The organism is Billgrantia pellis (assembly GCF_008297955.1).
Taxonomy (GTDB): Bacteria; Pseudomonadota; Gammaproteobacteria; order Pseudomonadales; family Halomonadaceae; genus Halomonas; species Halomonas pellis.
Window position 1 is genome coordinate 98746 of record NZ_VTPY01000001.1, and the last position, 15332, is coordinate 114077.

General features: G+C 64.6%; 9 protein-coding genes and 5 tRNA genes. 7 read left to right on the forward strand and 7 right to left on the reverse strand.

From position 1 onward, the window contains the following. Positions 1 to 4: 4 nt before the first annotated feature. From F0A17_RS00505 to betI, 4 genes are all read right to left on the reverse strand, one after another. Positions 5 to 2452 (reverse strand): acyl-CoA dehydrogenase, encoded by a 2448-nt coding sequence (locus tag F0A17_RS00505; protein WP_149326401.1) that lies wholly within the window; start codon positions 2450 to 2452, stop codon positions 5 to 7. A gap of 169 nt (positions 2453 to 2621) precedes the next feature. Further along, positions 2622 to 4292 (reverse strand): choline dehydrogenase, encoded by a 1671-nt coding sequence (gene betA, locus F0A17_RS00510; protein WP_149326402.1) that lies wholly within the window; start codon positions 4290 to 4292, stop codon positions 2622 to 2624. A 219-nt stretch (positions 4293 to 4511) separates the two neighbouring features. Then, positions 4512 to 5981: a betaine-aldehyde dehydrogenase gene (betB, locus tag F0A17_RS00515; protein ID WP_149326403.1), complete on the reverse strand. Its 1470-nt coding sequence runs from the start codon at positions 5979 to 5981 to the stop codon at positions 4512 to 4514. After that, positions 5978 to 6598, reverse strand: a complete 621-nt coding sequence (betI, locus tag F0A17_RS00520; RefSeq protein WP_187774578.1) for a transcriptional regulator BetI — start codon at positions 6596 to 6598, stop codon at positions 5978 to 5980. The genes betB and betI overlap by 4 nt, the downstream gene beginning before the upstream one ends. 188 nt (positions 6599 to 6786) lie before the next feature. Between betI and F0A17_RS00525 the strand changes: the two genes are divergently transcribed. From F0A17_RS00525 to F0A17_RS00550, 6 genes are all read left to right on the forward strand, one after another. Beyond that, positions 6787 to 6863 (forward strand) — tRNA-Met (locus F0A17_RS00525). Between the two features lie 119 nt (positions 6864 to 6982). Further along, positions 6983 to 7058, forward strand: a tRNA-Asn gene (locus F0A17_RS00530). Between the two features lie 31 nt (positions 7059 to 7089). Beyond that, positions 7090 to 7165: transfer RNA gene (locus F0A17_RS00535), tRNA-Asn, on the forward strand. Between the two features lie 21 nt (positions 7166 to 7186). After that, positions 7187 to 7262: transfer RNA gene (locus F0A17_RS00540), tRNA-Asn, on the forward strand. A gap of 259 nt (positions 7263 to 7521) precedes the next feature. Continuing rightward, the gene (locus F0A17_RS00545; RefSeq protein WP_149326404.1) at positions 7522 to 8580 is read left to right on the forward strand and encodes a calcium/sodium antiporter; all 1059 of its coding nucleotides are present in this window, start codon (positions 7522 to 7524) and stop codon (positions 8578 to 8580) included. 11 nt (positions 8581 to 8591) lie between these two features. After that, the gene (locus tag F0A17_RS00550) at positions 8592 to 10535 is read left to right on the forward strand and encodes a metallophosphoesterase family protein (RefSeq protein ID WP_149326405.1); all 1944 of its coding nucleotides are present in this window, start codon (positions 8592 to 8594) and stop codon (positions 10533 to 10535) included. A gap of 2 nt (positions 10536 to 10537) precedes the next feature. On the opposite strand, the gene F0A17_RS00555 is transcribed toward F0A17_RS00550, so the two are convergent. Continuing rightward, entirely contained in the window at positions 10538 to 12613 is a 2076-nt protein-coding gene (locus F0A17_RS00555) for a carboxy terminal-processing peptidase (protein WP_149326406.1), read from the reverse strand. Between the two features lie 127 nt (positions 12614 to 12740). Here F0A17_RS00555 and F0A17_RS00560 point away from each other — a divergent pair, with 127 nt between their 5' ends. After that, a complete protein-coding gene (locus F0A17_RS00560; protein ID WP_149326407.1) occupies positions 12741 to 14039 on the forward strand; it encodes a M18 family aminopeptidase in 1299 nt (432 codons plus the stop codon). 52 nt (positions 14040 to 14091) lie between these two features. On the opposite strand, the gene F0A17_RS00565 is transcribed toward F0A17_RS00560, so the two are convergent. After that, positions 14092 to 14168: transfer RNA gene (locus F0A17_RS00565), tRNA-Met, on the reverse strand. A gap of 52 nt (positions 14169 to 14220) precedes the next feature. Next, positions 14221 to 15312 (reverse strand): redox-regulated ATPase YchF, encoded by a 1092-nt coding sequence (ychF, locus tag F0A17_RS00570; protein WP_149326408.1) that lies wholly within the window; start codon positions 15310 to 15312, stop codon positions 14221 to 14223. Positions 15313 to 15332 lie beyond the last annotated feature (20 nt).

Sequence of the window (15332 nt, forward strand, 5' to 3'; positions counted from 1 at the left end):
GAGCTCACGCTGCGTCGTGACGCAACACTTTCGACTTGTCCATGGCGAAGGCGTCGTACTCGAAGTCGTCGACGCTGAGCAGTTCGAGCACCTCGGCCTCGAAGCGGCGCATGAACTCGGCATCCTCCTCGCTGACCAGGCCTTTTTCCAGTGCGGCTTCCAGGCGTACTTCGGGATGCAGCGCCTGCCTGGGCAGCTCGCCCTTGGCATAGGCCTTGTTGACTGTGCGATAGAGCGCTTCGGCGCGGTCGTACTCGGTCAGCAGAGCGTTATAGCGGGCCAGCGGGTTGTCCTGGGCGCCGTCGTTGGCGGTCCAGGCACCGTCCAGAAGCTTGGTGCGCAGCGCGGTATCGCGCGACACGGCTTGGGCGATTTCGCGAGTCAGGCGGTCGGCGGGGCGCTTCCAGCGCCGGCCCAGCGGCATTACCACGGCTCGCAGAACGCCGGCGAGCGCTCGGTTGGGCAGGTTGTCGAACAGCTCGTCGAAGGCTTGCTCGGCGCGCTGCAGCAAGTGGGTACAGCTGTAGTGCAGCAGGGCCGCTTCGCCCTCGACCCTGTCGCCTTCCTGCCACTCCTTGAGCACCATCGAGGCCAGATAGAGGTTGGAGAGCACGTCGCCCAGGCGCGCCGAGATCATCTCGCGCTGCTTGAGCGACGCCCCGAGGCTGGCCATGGCGGCGTCGGCACACAAGCTGAAGCCGGCCGACAGGCGCGATATGTCGCGGGCGTAGGGGGCCGCTATCGCGTCGAAGGGCACGCTCGGCTTGCCAATGCCGAGTCCCATGGTGAAGGCGCGCGCGGCGTTGCCGCAGATCAGCGCGGCGTGGCCGAAGAAGGCGTGATCGAAGGCCTTGAGATCGTTGTTGTCCGAAGCGGCCAGCTCCTTCAAAACGAACGGGTGGCAGCGGATGGCGCCCTGACCGAAGATCATCAGGTTGCGGGTCATGATGTTGGCACCCTCGACCGTGATCGCCACCGGATTGGCGCTGTAGCCGATGCCCAGGTAGTTGCGCGGCCCCAGGGTCACCGCCTTGCCGCCGTGGATGTCCATGCCGTCGGAGAGCACGATGCGCTGGAACTCGGTGAGCTGGCTCTTGAGGATCGCCGAGGGTACCGCCGGCTTCTCGCCGCGATCGATGGTATTGGCGGTCTGGTAGACCGCCGCCTTGGCGATGTAGCCCAGCGCCGCCATGCGTGCCAGGGGCTCCTGGACACCCTCCATTTCCGCGACCGGCACGTTGAACTGCCGGCGGATACGAGCGAAGCCGCCGGTCCAGCCCAGCGCATAGCGCGAGGTTCCGCTGGCACCCGAGGGCAGGGTGATGCAGCGGCCGATGGAGAGACACTCCACCAGCATGCGCCAGCCCTGGCCGATCATCTCGGTGCCGCCGATGATGGTATCCAGCGGCACGAAGACGTCCTTGCCACGGATCGGACCATTGAGGAAAGGGCTGCCAATAGGGTGATGGCGGCGGCCGATCTCCATGCCCTGGGTATGGCGGGGTACCAGTGCCAGGGTGATGCCGCGATCCTCCTCCTCGCCCAGCAGGCGGTCGGGGTCGAACAGGCGGAAGGCCAGCCCCACTACCGTGGCGATGGGAGCCAGGGTGATCCAGCGCTTCTCGAAATTGAGGCGCAGACCGAGCACCTCCTCGCCGTCGATCATCTGCTTGCACACCACACCGGTATCCGGCAGCGAGGTGGCGTCGGAGCCCGCGCGCGGGCCGGTAAGGCCGAAGCAGGGAATTTCGCGGCCATCGGCCAGGCGCGGCAGATAATGGTCCTTTTGCGCCTGGGTACCATACTTGAGCAGCAGCTCGCCCGGGCCCAGGGAGTTGGGCACGCCTACGGTGACCATCAGCATCTCGCTGATCGATAGCTTTTGCAGCACTAGCGACTGGGCCTTGGCCGAGAAGCCCAGGCCGCCGTACTCCTGGGGAATGATCATGCCGAAGAAGCCTTCCTTCTTCAGGTACTGCCACAGCTCCTCGGGCAGGTCGGCGCGCTCCTTGGCAATCTCCCAGGCGTTGCACATGCCTGCCGCCACCGAGCATTGGTGATCGAGAAAGGCGCGCTCCTCGTCGCTCAGGCCGTCGTCGTGATAGGCGAGCAGTCGGCTCCAGTCCGGTCGGCCGGAGAACAGGTCACCGTCCCAGGCTACGGTACCGGCTTCCAGGGCAGTGCGCTCGGTGTCGGATACCTTGGGTGAGACGCGCTTGAACATGGCGAACAGGCGCGGCGTGAGCCAGCGGATACGCAGGGTCGGCAGCCCTGCCGCAGCCACCGCCGCCGCACCGATCCACAGCAGCAGCCCGAGCACGGGGGAGCCCAGCAGCAAACCCACCAGGCCAAGCCCGCCGAGCATGACCAGCGCCGGTACGGCACCGGCCTCGCGTCGCATTATCGCCAGCAGGCCGATGACCGTGAGGATGAGCAGAATCAGGGTGAGCATGCCTTGTCTCCGTTTGCACCAAGCGTTTCGAACGGTTGTTTGAATCAACAGCCTAGCCCATCTGGCCATGACTGGCCAGCCCTTGCAGGCGGGCGGACTGAAGCAAACGCCCCGCCGAGGCGGGGCGCTGCGACGAGGCGAATATCGATCAGGCCAGGCGGCGCTGCGGCTAACGCCGGGCAGGCTCGTTCCCCGCAACGTAGTAGGCTACGTCGGCGGGAGGCAGGGACTCACGACCGCGAATGCGGTCGGCAAGCTTCTCGGCCAGCATGATGGTCGGCGCGTTGAGGTTGCCGGTGGGAATCACGGGGAACAGCGAAGCGTCGACCACGCGCAGTCCCTCCAGGCCGTGCACCCTGCCTTCGCCGTCGACCACCGCCATGTCGTCCTCACCCATTCGACAGCTACCGCAGGGATGGTACGCCGTCTCGGCGTGCTCTCTGACGAAGGCGTCGAGCTCGGCGTCGGACCCTACCTCGGGCCCCGGCGAGAGCTCGCGACCACGGTAGGCGTCCATCGCCGGCTGGGCGATGATCTCGCGAGTCAGACGAATGGCGTCGCGGAACTCCTGCCAGTCCTTGTCGGTGGACATGTAGTTGAACAGGATGCTCGGCGCCGCGGCCGGGTCGCGGGAAGTGAGGCGGATGCGCCCGCGGCTTTCGGAGCGCATCGAGCCCACGTGGGCCTGGAAGCCGTGCGCCTGCACCGCGCTCTTGCCGTTGTAGCTGATGGCGATGGGCAGGAAGTGGTACTGCAGGTTGGGCCAGGGTTCCTCGTCGTTGGTGCGAATGAAGGCGCATGACTCGAACTGGTTGCTGGCACCGATCCCGGTGCCGCGAAATAGCCACTCGGCGCCGATCTTTGGCTGGTTGAACCACTTCAGCGCCGGGTAGAGAGTGATCGGCTGCTTGCATTCGTACTGGATGTACATCTCCAGATGGTCCTGCAGATTCTCGCCGACCCCGGGCAAGTCGTGGACGATGGGAACATCGTATTCGCGCAGGTGGTCAGGGTTGCCCACCCCCGAGCGCAGCAGGATCTGCGGCGAGGCGATGGCTCCGGCGCACAGCAGGACCTCACGGCGCGCACGAACCCGCTGCGTCCGGCCGCGGCGCAGATAACGCACGCCGATGGCACGCTGGCCTTCGAACTCCACGACGTCCGTGGTGGCATGGGTCTCGATGGTCAAGTTGTCGCGCTGCTTCGCCTGGTCGAGGTAGCCGCGCGCGGTGGAGGCACGCCGCCCTTTGGGCGTGACGAAACGATCCATGGGACCGAAGCCCTCCTGACGGTAGCCGTTGACGTCCTCGGTCTCGGCGTAGCCGGCCTGCACCCCTGCGTCGACGAAGGCGCGGTAGAGCGGGTTGTTGCCCGGCTTTGGCGTGGTCACGCTGACCGGACCGTCGTCGCCATGGTAGGCGTCGGGGCCGATATCGCGGCATTCGGACTTCTTGAAATAAGGCAGGCAGTCGACGTAGCGCCAGTCCGAGAGGCCGGCCATACTGGCCCAGTTGTCGTAATCCAGCGCATTGCCGCGGATATAGCACATGCCGTTGATCAGCGACGAGCCGCCGAGCCCCTTGCCGCGGCCGCATTCCATGCGGCGGCCGTTCATGTGCGGCTCGGGGTCGGTCTCGAAGGCCCAGTTGTAGCGCTTGCCCTGCAGTGGATAGGCCAGGGCGGCGGGCATCTGGGTGCGGAAGTCGAAGCGGTAGTCGGGGCCGCCTGCCTCGAGCAGCAGCACGCTGACCGACGAATCCTCGGTGAGGCGGGTAGCCAGCACGTTGCCGGCGGAACCGGCACCGATGATGACGTAGTCGAATTCACGAATCTGGGACATAACGATTTCCCCAAAGCTGAAACGGAGGTGGGGCTTCGGACTGGCGCCGCCTAGCCCACGGCGAATCCGTGGACAGGTCTACGAGGGGACGCTGTGAATCCCTCCCTGGACGCTACCGATGCCATTCATGGCATCGGCCCCCCTTTACGACCTGCCCCCGGCGCCGCTCATCTTGCTGACCGCAGCACATCTCACTGTCCGTTGCTCATGGTCCGTGGCTTAGAACACCGACTCGAAGGGGCCCATCTCCACCTGCACCGACTTGGTCTGGGTGTAGTGGGCCAGGGTCTCGATGCCGTTCTCGCGGCCCACGCCGGACTGCTTGTAGCCCCCCACCGGCATCTCCGCCGGCGACTCGCCCCAGGTGTTGATCCAGCAGATGCCGGCTTCGAGGCGGTGAATGGTGCGATGTGCCCGGCTCAGGCTCTCGGTGAACAGCCCCGCGGCAAGGCCGTAGTGGGTGTCGTTGGCGCGGCGGATCAGCTCTTCCTCGCCGTCGAAGGCAAGGATCGAGATTACCGGCCCGAAGATCTCCTCGCGCACGATGCGCATGTCGTCGGTGCAGTCGGTGAATACCGTGGCGGGTGCCCAGGCGCCGTTGGCGAAATCTCCCTCGGCGAAGGGGGCGCCTCCGATCAGCAGGCGCGCGCCATCCTGCTTGCCGGCCTCGATGTAGGAGAGCACCTTGGCCTGATGCTCGAAGCTGACCAGCGGACCGAAATTGACGCTCGGATCGAGCGGGTCGCCGGCGCGGATGCGTGCCACGCGCTCGACGATCTTCTCCTCGAAAGCGCTCTTTACCGGATGCTCGACGAAGACGCGTGTACCGTTGGTGCAGATCTGACCGCTGGAATAGAAGTTGGCCATCATCGCGGCGTCGGCGGCACGCTCCAGGTCGGCGTCGGCAAACACGATCAGCGGTGATTTGCCGCCCAACTCCATGGTCACGTCCTTGAGGGTCGAGCCGGCGGCGGCGGCCATCACTTTCTTGCCGGTACCCACTTCGCCAGTGAAGGTCACTTTGTCGATGCCCTCGTGGGCAGTGAGCATCTGCCCGACCCGGGCGTCGCCGTGGACGACGTTGAACACGCCGTGGGGTAGCCCGGCCTCGGTGAATATCTCGGCCAGTTTCATGGCGGACAGCGGCGTTACCTCGCTGGGCTTGAACACCATGGCGTTGCCGGCGGCCAGCGCAGGTGCGGCTTTCCAGCAGGCGATCTGAATCGGATAGTTCCAGGCGCCGATGGCACCGATGACACCCAGCGGCTCGCGGCGGGTATAAACGAATGACGATTCGCGCAGGGGAATCTGCGACCCTTCGATGGCCGGAGCCAGGCCGGCGTAGTACTCGAGAACGTCCGCCCCGGTGACGATGTCCACCGCGATGGTCTCGCTGATCGGTTTGCCGGTGTTACGCGTCTCGAGTTCGGCGATCTCGTCGTTGCGTTCTCTTAGCAGTGCCACGGCGCGATTCAGGATGCGACCGCGCTCCATGCCGGTCATGGCCGCCCAGCGGCGTTGGCCGGCGCGGGCCGATGCCACCGCGCGATCGACGTCAGCCTGGCTGGCTTGGCCGACGTGGGCGAGCACGCTGCCGTCGTAGGGGTTGACGACCTCGAAGGTCTCGCCGGAGGTGGCCTCGACTCGGCCGCCGGCGATAAAGAGCGTTTCGGTAACGAGCGATGTCATACGAACTCCTCGGGAAAAGCCTGCGTTGTGTCATGGGCGGCCAGCAGTTGGTCCAGGTAGGCTTGCGCCAAGCGACGTGCGCGTTCGGTGTCCAGGCCCTCCGGTGTCAGCGTCCCGCGCAGCCACAAGCCGTCGATCATGGCCGCCAGCCCTCGGGCAGCGTCACGCGCTTTTTCCCGCGGCATTAGGCGATGGAACTGACTGCAGAGATTGGAGTAGAGCCGTCGGTCATTGACCTGCTGTAGTCGCTGCAGCTGAGGCTTGTGCATGCTGCTGGACCAGAACGCGAGCCAGGTCTTGGCCGCCGGGCCCGAGACCTGGCTGCGATCGAAGTTGCCGTCGATGATGGCCTGCAGGTGTTCACGGGGAGAACCGCTGCCCAAGGCGCGGCGGCGCGCCGCCACCGCCTCGCCCAGATCGCTGAGGATCTGGCGCATGGTGGCCTCGAGCAGGCCATCCTTGCCGCCGAAGTAGTGGCTGATGATCCCGGCGGAGACGCCGGCGTGACGGGCAATTCGCATCACCGTGGCATCGGCGAGGCCGACCTCGTCGATGGCCTTCATCGTGGCCTGAATAAGCTGGTGGCGACGAATCGGCTCCATTCCTATCTTGGGCACCGCTTGACTCCTGTGATACTTGGCGCTGCCGGCTTGAGCGCAGTGTTCTCAGCATGACATTTTTTTATTGAACGTTCAATCAAGAAAGGCGCCGGTGCCATCCCGGCTTGCCAGGGGGAGGGGGTTCATGCATAATTCTGCCGCGTCGGCCGGCCCCGGGTGGCCGACGCTAACGAATTGGTGCGTATGGCTACGTAGCTCAGCCGGTTAGAGCACATCACTCATAATGATGGGGTCCCCTGTTCGAATCAGGGCGTAGCCACCAGCTTTACCGAGACGCCCGTGCAGCGATGTTGCACGGGCGTCTTGTCTTCCGATGGCGGCGGAATCCGCCCTTGACCTTGCGTAAGCGATCCGTATACTACGCACCGTGTTCAGGGCCATTCCCCGATAGCTCAGTTGGTAGAGCAAATGACTGTTAATCATTGGGTCGCAGGTTCGAGTCCTGCTCGGGGAGCCAATGAACACAAGCTGACCGTGACGTTCGTCATTCCTCGATAGCTCAGTTGGTAGAGCAAGTGACTGTTAATCACTGGGTCGCAGGTTCGAGTCCTGCTCGAGGAGCCATCAGCTTTCTGTCGTAATCGTTCCCGGATAGCTCAGTCGGTAGAGCAAGTGACTGTTAATCACTGGGTCGCAGGTTCGAGTCCTGCTCCGGGAGCCATCTCCTGTCCGGGCTCATGGTGCCGGCCGGCGCGGGCGCGCACGACTCCTGATTCTCCTCGTTTCCGGCAGGCGCGAATTTTGTCGACGCCCTCTCGGCGCTTGTTGCTCGGCGTAGCCGGACGGCACCGTCACCAGCGGTGCAGAGCGGATGCTTGGTTCCAGGGCACAAGTAGTCTTTGCCATAGAGCTCGCGTATAACGAAAGGAGATCTCCACCTCGGTGGAAAAGGAGCGGATCGAACCAGGGGGCGGTAAAGAATGACGGTCTATCTCATGGGCCTGGTCGGGTTGGCACTGCTCATCGCCGGTGCTGAGGGGCTGGTGAAGGGCGCCTCGCGTCTGGCGGGTCGGTTGGGAATCTCGTCGTTGATCATTGGCCTGACCGTGGTGGCCTTCGGGACCAGTTCGCCCGAACTCACGGTCAGTCTTCAGGCGGCTCTCGACGACCAGGCAGGCATTGCCGTCGGTAACGTCGTGGGCAGCAATATCTTCAACGTGCTCTTCATTCTCGGCATCTCGGCGCTGATTGCTCCGCTGCGGGTGGCGCAACAGTTGGTCAGGTTCGACATTCCTCTCATGGTGCTGATTACGCTCATCGTGCTCGTGCTGGCATTCGACCGCCAGATCGGTAGGCTCGATGGGCTGGGGTTGGTGGTCGGGCTCGTCGTCTATACGGCGTTCCTGTTTCTTCAGGGGCGTCGGCAGAGCGCGGTCGGCGATTCCGTCGAAGCGCCGATCGCTGCCAGCCATTGGGGGATCGATCTGCTGCGGGTGGCGGGGGGGCTGGGCCTGATGGTGGTGGGCTCGCGCTGGTTCGTCGACGGCGCGGTGGCGCTCGCCGCGCATCTCGGCGTGAGCGACCAGGTCATCGGACTGACCATCATCGCGGCCGGCACGTCGCTGCCCGAGGTACTGACCTCGATCATCGCCGTTCTGCGTGGCGAGCGCGATATCGCCGTGGGCAACGTGGTGGGCAGCAATATCTTCAATCTGCTCGGCGTTCTGGGGCTGACGGCGCTGCTGGCACCCTCGGCGATCGATGTGTCGGCGGCCATGGTGGCCTTCGACATGCCGGTCATGCTGGCCGTGGCGCTGGTCTGCCTGCCGATCTGCTTTACCGGGCGCACGATCAACCGCTGGGAGGGTGCGCTGCTGATAGGCTACTACGTGGCCTACACGCTCTATCTGGTCCTGGCCGCCACGCGGCATGATGCCCTGACCGGGTTCGCCGACGCCATGTTGTACGTCGTCATGCCGATCACCGCGCTGACGTTGGCCGTCTTTTCCTGGCGAGACTGGCGCAGCGAGCGGCGCTAAGCGAGGGGGTGATGTCAGGCAACCTCGCCTTGTCTCTGCCGGATGTGCTCTGCGGTCCGCTGGTGCGCCGGGTCACGATCGACCGCCTGACGCTCTGGCTGGTGGGCTCCCGCCCACTCGAACTGGTTCTCCTGCTGCATCCGCAAGGACGCCCCGCGCGCCGATTAAGGCTTGGCGAGGGGCGTCTGACGCGGGTGCCGGTAGGGCGGAATGCCTGGCTGCATTTCATCGATGTCAAGCTGACCACGCCGCTGCCGAGCGGGGTGCCTGTCGGCTATGACCTACAGATTGCCGAAGGCGGGCGGGGACGCGGAATCGGCGAGTGGGCCCCGCATCTCCTGCATTCAGGAGCGAAGCGTCCGAGCTTCGTGATCGCGTCGCGCCATCATCGCCTGCTGCATGGCTCCTGCCGCAAGCCCCACTATGACGCCCCGGATGGGTTGGTGCGCGCCGATGCCTGGCTGGCCGAGCGCTACGAGCAACCCGAAGAGTGGCCGGCCTGGTTGTTGATGACCGGTGACCAGGTGTATGCCGATGATGTGGCCGGCCCCATGCTGACCACCATTCACGTCTTGATCCAACGCCTGGGGCTGTTCGACGAGACGCTCGAGGGCGCCACCGTCGACGATAGTCAGGCGCTCTATGCCAACGAGGCGAGCCTGTACCGGCGCGAGTCGCTGCTGCCTGATGTGGAAAGCACGGCGGCGTTGCGCAAACGCTTCTTCGGCGGGGCGCGCAAACCGGTCTTCACCTCGGCCAACGCCCAGAACCACCTGATGACCTTCGCCGAGGTCATGGCGATGTACCTACTGGTCTGGTCGCCGGTGCCCTGGCGATTGATCGAGGAGGAGGACTTGGCACGACCGGCGCCCGAGCATGCCGAGATCTACGCCTCGCAGCGTGCCACTCTCGAGCGCTTCGTCGCGGGGTTGCCCGGCTGCTCGCGACTGATGGCGCATCTGCCGACATTGATGATCTTCGATGATCATGATGTCACTGACGATTGGAACCTGACGGCGGACTGGGAGCAGACGGCTTACGGCCATCCGCTGTCGCGGCGCATCATCGGCAATGCCCTGATGGGGTACTTGCTCTGTCAGGGATGGGGAAACGATCCTGATCGCGTCGCCCCCTTGCTGGCCTCGTGCCGTGATTTGCTGGAGCAGACACGGCGCAGTAAAGGCTGGCTACCGCGCGAGGAGCACGATACCTGCCTGGAACGTCTGCGACATTTCCAGGGGTGGGAGTATCGCTTGCCGGGACCGCCGCTGCTCGTGGTGCTCGATACCCGTACTCGGCGTTGGCGCAGCGAACGCCGCCCAGGCCGCCCATCGGGATTGATGGATTGGGAGGCATTGACGGAATTGCAGCAATATCTCCTCGACGCACCGGCCGCGATTATCGTCTCACCCGCCCCCATGTTCGGCGTGAAACTGATCGAGGGCATTCAGAAGCTCTTCACTCTGGCAGGCAAGCCGTTGCTGGTGGATGCGGAGAACTGGATGGCACACCGCGGCACGGCGAGCGTGATGCTCAATATCTTTCGCCATGCTCGTACGCCGGGTAACTACGTGATTCTCTCCGGTGATGTGCATTATTCGTTCGCTTACGATATTCGCATCCGACAGCGGCGGCATGGCCCGCGATTATGGCAGGTTACCTCGAGCGGCGTGAAGAATGCCTTTCCCGCAACGCTGTTGGACTGGTTCGATCGGCTCAATCGCTGGCTCTATGCACCGCGTTCGCCGCTCAACTGGTTGACCCAGCGTCGACGGCTGGAGATACGGCCACGCGATCCCGAGCGTGCCAGTGCCGGCGAACGGTTATGGAACGGCAGCGGTATCGGGCTGGTCGACTTTGACGAGAGCGGGCGTCCGATCGATATTCGTCAACTGGATGCCCGCGGTTTCGATGTCCGGTTTCCCGATTCGCGCAGGGAAGGCGGGCTGGGGTAACCTCAGGAGCGGCCCGCCAGACGACGCTCGGTCAGCTCAGCGTAATCGGCAAGGATGGCGGCGGCTTCGGTGACCTGGACGCGATCCACCGCCTCGTCTTCCTCCCCATCCTCTTGGGCGACCTCTTCCTCGCGCGCCTTTACCAGCTCGTCGAGCGGTTCCAGGCCCAAGGCTTTGCGCCGCCGATTCTCGATGGCGAGTTGCTCGGCGTCGAGCGCTTCGACTTCGCGCTGGCGCTGCTCCCGGTCCAGGCTCACGCTGGTCTGCTCCTCGCGCATGCGACGGGTCAGCTCGACGCGCTCCTGCAGGTAAAGGAAGTTGGGGTGGGAGTCGGCCCGCTCGCGATGGCGTGAGCGAAGGGTCTCGAGGTACTCCCATGGCTCGCCGTAGTGACGATATTGCACTGCCTGGACGGTGTCCCATTCGAGCGCATTGTCCAAGCTGCTTTCGCCGATCCGCTCCGGGTCGAACAAATCGGGGAACAGAATATCCGGCTCTACGCCGCGATGCTGGGTGCTCGCGCCCGAGATACGATAGAACTTCGCCCGGGTCAGCTTGATCTGGCCGTGGCTCAGGTCGTTGAGGGTCTGCACGGTGCCCTTGCCGAAGGTGGCGCTGCCCAGCACCAGGCCGCGGCCATAATCCTGAATGGCGCCGGCGAAGATCTCGGAGGCCGAAGCGGACAGCCGGTTGACCAGCACTGCCAGCGGACCGTCGTAGAGAGTGCCGGTCTCGGTATCGCCATAGAGACTGATGCGTCCACGCGCATCGCGCACCTGCACGGTGGGGCCGCGATCGATGAACAGGCCGAGCAGGGAATTGGCCTCCTGCAAGGCGCCTCCGCCGTTGTTGCGCAGATCGAGCATGATGCCGTCGATACCCTCCTGCTTGAGTCGCTCGACCTCGCGCGCCACGTCGCGGGTGGTACTGCGGAACTCTTCTGCGCCGGCCTGCCAGGCGTCGAAGTCGACATAGAACGCCGGGATGGTGATGACGCCGATGCGTTTGATGCCATCGTCGCGCTCGACCTCGATGATCTCGCCCTTGGCCGCCTGCTCCTCTAGATCGACGGTATCGCGGGTGATCTCGACCTCGTGGGAGCGCGTCATGTCGACGGCCTCGGCGGGGACCACCTCGAGGCGCACCACGGTGCCTTTGGGGCCGCGAATCAGATCGACCACTTCATCCAGGCGCATGCCCACCACGTTGGCGATTTCCTCCTCGTCGCCCTGGCCCACGCCGATGATACGATCGGCGGGCTCGAGCACACCGGCGCGATCGGCGGGGCCGCCGGGTACCAGACTGGTGACCTTCACGTATTCGCCGTCGGACTGCAGCATGGCCCCGATGCCTTCCAGCGACAGGCGCATCTGGATGTCGAACGACTCACCCTGACGCGGGGAAAGGTACTCGGTATGTGGATCGATGCTGCCGGTCACGGCCGCCATGAATAGGCCGAACACATCCTCGGCGTTGGTCTGGCGCAGCCGTGCGAGCTGGCCCTCATAGCGCTGCCGCAGGTTGGACTCGATCTGCTCCTCGTCCTGTCCACTGATGTCCAGGGTGAGCGCGGCGTTCTTCAATCGCTTGTGCCAGAGCGTATCGAGTTCGGCTTCGCTGCTGGCCCAAGGCACCTCGCTGCGGTCCAATTCCAGGCGCATATCGGTCTCGTAGGTGAACTCGAGGCCTTCGTCGAGGGCGGCGAGCAACCACTCGAAGCGCGACTCGGCGCGCTCGTGATAGCGCTGGTAGAGCCGGTAGGCGGGGGCGACTTCGCCCTCCATCAGCATGTCGTCGATGCGCTCCTCGAGGTGGCGAAACTCTTCGACATCGCTTTCGAGCAGAAAGGCGCGCTGGCCGTCGAGCACGTCGAGGTAGCGCTCGAAGGCCTGACGTGACCAGCCGTCATCGAGGGCGATATCTGCATAATGGCCATAGCGCAGCGATTCGGCCACCTCCATCGCTGCTTGGCGTTGGGCGTCGCCGGGCTGAATCTCCGCCAGCGCCAGCTGGCTGCCCACCAACAGCAGCGCCAGCATCAGGCTGACTGAGCGCCGAACAACGACTAACAGGCTCATCAATGAAGCACTCCCGGTTTCGTGTACACTTCCTTCCCTAGGACAAGCGCATCGCTTGCGAGTTGCCAAGGCCGACACCGCATTGTAGCAGCTATCGCGTCAACCACGACCCTTCAAGAGGATCCACATGTCCCGGGAAGCTCGTCTCGAGCGCCTGCTCGATTTCCTGCATCGCTCACCCACGCCCTGGCATGCCGTCGAGGCCATGGCGGAACGGTTCGACGCCGCCGGTTTCCGGCGGCTGGACGAGGGCGAGCCCTGGCAACTCGCCCCCGGCGAGCGGGTCTACACGACCCGCAACGACTCGTCGATCGTCGCACTGCAGCTTCCTCGCGAGCGGCTTCACGCGCTGCGCATGATAGGCGCCCATACCGATAGTCCGGGGTTGCGACTCAAGCCCAACGCCGCCCAGGCCTCGGCGGGCTGGCTGCAGCTCGGTATCGAAGTCTACGGCGGTGCGTTGCTCGCCCCCTGGTTCGATCGCGACCTCGGCCTGGCGGGACGGGTCCACCTGCGCCATGCCGACGGCCGTCTCGAGGGTATGCTGTTGCACGTCGACCGGCCGGTGGCGATCGTGCCCAGCCTGGCGATCCATCTCGATCGCGAAGTCAATCAGGGCCGCCCGATCAATCCCCAGACGCAGATGGCGCCGGTCTTCCTGCAGGGCGGCGACAAGGCCGACCTGCAGCGGCTGCTGCTGGGCTGGCTGGAGGCGCAGCATGGCATCATCGGGGCCGAGATCCTCGATTTCGAGCTGGCGTTCCACGACGTTCAGCCGCCGTCGCTGGTCGGCGTCGAGGGTGAACTGGTGGCCAGCGCGCGCCTGGACAATCTGCTCTCTTGCTTCATCGGCCTGGAGGCGCTGCTGGAGAGCGACGGCAGCCAGGGGGCGTTGCTTGTCGCCAACGACCACGAGGAGGTCGGCAGTGCCAGCACCAGCGGCGCCCAGGGGCCGTTTCTCGGCGATGTGCTTCGCCGTATCAACGCTCAGCTCGGCGAGCCCGGCGACGAAGGCTTCATCCGGTTGATCCAGGCCTCGCGCCTGATCTCCTGCGACAATGCCCATGCCTTGCATCCCAATTTCATCGACAAGCACGACGCCGCCCATGGACCGGCGCTCAACGGCGGACCGGTCATCAAGGTCAACGCCAACCAGCGCTACGCCACCAACAGCGCGACGTCGGCGCTGTTCCGCGACCTGTGTCGCGAAGCGGGCGTGCCGGTACAGACCTTCGTCACTCGAGCCGACATGGGCTGTGGCAGCACCATCGGGCCGATCACCGCCACGGAGCTTGGCGTGCCGACGCTCGACGTGGGGGTGCCGCAGTGGGCGATGCACTCGATCCGCGAGACCGCAGGAAGCCACGACGTGGAGCACCTGACGCGGGCACTGGTCGCCTTTGTCAACCGCCCGCGGCTGGTCTGAGCCGCCATCACGAAAAACCCGGCGCCAGAGGGCGCCGGGTTTTCTTGATCTCTGGTGGCTACGCCCTGACTCGAACAGGGGACCCCATCATTATGAGTGATGTGCTCTAACCAACTGAGCTACGTAGCCAATCAACGGAGGCGAAGTTTACGGATTCCTCCCCGTCGGGTCAAGGATCTGGTTACACATTGAAGCGGAAGTGGATCACGTCTCCATCCTGCACGACATACTCCTTGCCTTCGAGCCGCCACTTGCCGGCATCCTTGGCGCCCTGTTCGCCGCCCAGTGCGATGAAATCCTCGTAGGCGATGACCTCGGCGCGGATGAAGCCTTTCTGAAAATCGGTGTGAATCACGCCGGCCGCCTCGGGAGCCGTGGCGCCGACCTTGACCGTCCAGGCACGGACCTCTTTCACACCGGCGGTGAAATAGGTCTGCAGGCCGAGGAGCTTGTAACCGGCGCGAATCACCCGGTCGAGTCCAGGTTCCGCCATTCCCATCTCATCGAGGAACATGGCGCGCTCCTCGTCGTCCAGCTCGGCGATCTCTGCCTCAAGCTGGTTGCAGACCGGCACTACCGCGGCGCCTTCCTCGGTGGCGATTTCATGGACCACGTCGAGGTAGGGGTTGTTGTCGAAACCATCCTCGTTAACGTTGGCGATGTACATGGTCGGCTTGAGCGTCAGGAAGCCGAAACTCTTCACCTGGCGCTTCTCGTCGTCGTCGAGACCGAAGCTTCGCAGCGGCCGGCCCTCGGCCAGGTGTGGCTGGATACGATCGAGGATCGCCTTGGTGGCGATGGCCTCCTTGTCGCCGCCCTTGACCACGCGAACCAGACGCTGGATGGCGCGCTCGACCGTATCGAGATCGGCCAGGGCCAGCTCCAGGTTGATGGTCTCGATATCGGCGCGCGGGTCGACCTGGTTGGCCACGTGGATCACGTTGTCGTTGTCGAAGCAGCGCACCACGTGGGCGATAGCCTGGGTCTCGCGGATGTTGGCCAGGAACTGGTTGCCGAGCCCCTCGCCCTTGGAAGCGCCCGCCACCAAGCCTGCGATGTCGACGAACTCCATGGTGGTGGGGATCACCTTCTGCGGCTTCACGATCTCGGCCAGCTTGTCCAGCCGGGGATCGGGCATCGGTACGATGCCGACATTGGGTTCGATAGTGCAGAAGGGGAAGTTCTCGGCGTCGATGCCGGACTTGGTCAGCGCATTGAACAGGGTGGATTTGCCGACATTGGGGAGGCCGACGATACCGCAGTTGAAACCCATGAAGTTGTCCTGGAAAGCGT

What these genes read in the sequence shown, in the direction of transcription:
- F0A17_RS00505 (WP_149326401.1), bottom strand. Translation starts at nt 2,452, where the DNA reads ATGCTCACCCTGATTCTGCTCATCCTCACGGTCATCGGCCTGCTGGCG.
- betA (WP_149326402.1), bottom strand. Translation starts at nt 4,292, where the DNA reads ATGTCCCAGATTCGTGAATTCGACTACGTCATCATCGGTGCCGGTTCC.
- betB (WP_149326403.1), bottom strand. Translation starts at nt 5,981, where the DNA reads ATGACATCGCTCGTTACCGAAACGCTCTTTATCGCCGGCGGCCGAGTC.
- F0A17_RS00545 (WP_149326404.1), top strand. Translation starts at nt 7,522, where the DNA reads ATGACGGTCTATCTCATGGGCCTGGTCGGGTTGGCACTGCTCATCGCC.
- F0A17_RS00550 (WP_149326405.1), top strand. Translation starts at nt 8,592, where the DNA reads ATGTCAGGCAACCTCGCCTTGTCTCTGCCGGATGTGCTCTGCGGTCCG.
- F0A17_RS00555 (WP_149326406.1), bottom strand. Translation starts at nt 12,613, where the DNA reads ATGAGCCTGTTAGTCGTTGTTCGGCGCTCAGTCAGCCTGATGCTGGCG.
- F0A17_RS00560 (WP_149326407.1), top strand. Translation starts at nt 12,741, where the DNA reads ATGTCCCGGGAAGCTCGTCTCGAGCGCCTGCTCGATTTCCTGCATCGC.
- ychF (WP_149326408.1), bottom strand. Translation starts at nt 15,312, where the DNA reads ATGGGTTTCAACTGCGGTATCGTCGGCCTCCCCAATGTCGGCAAATCC.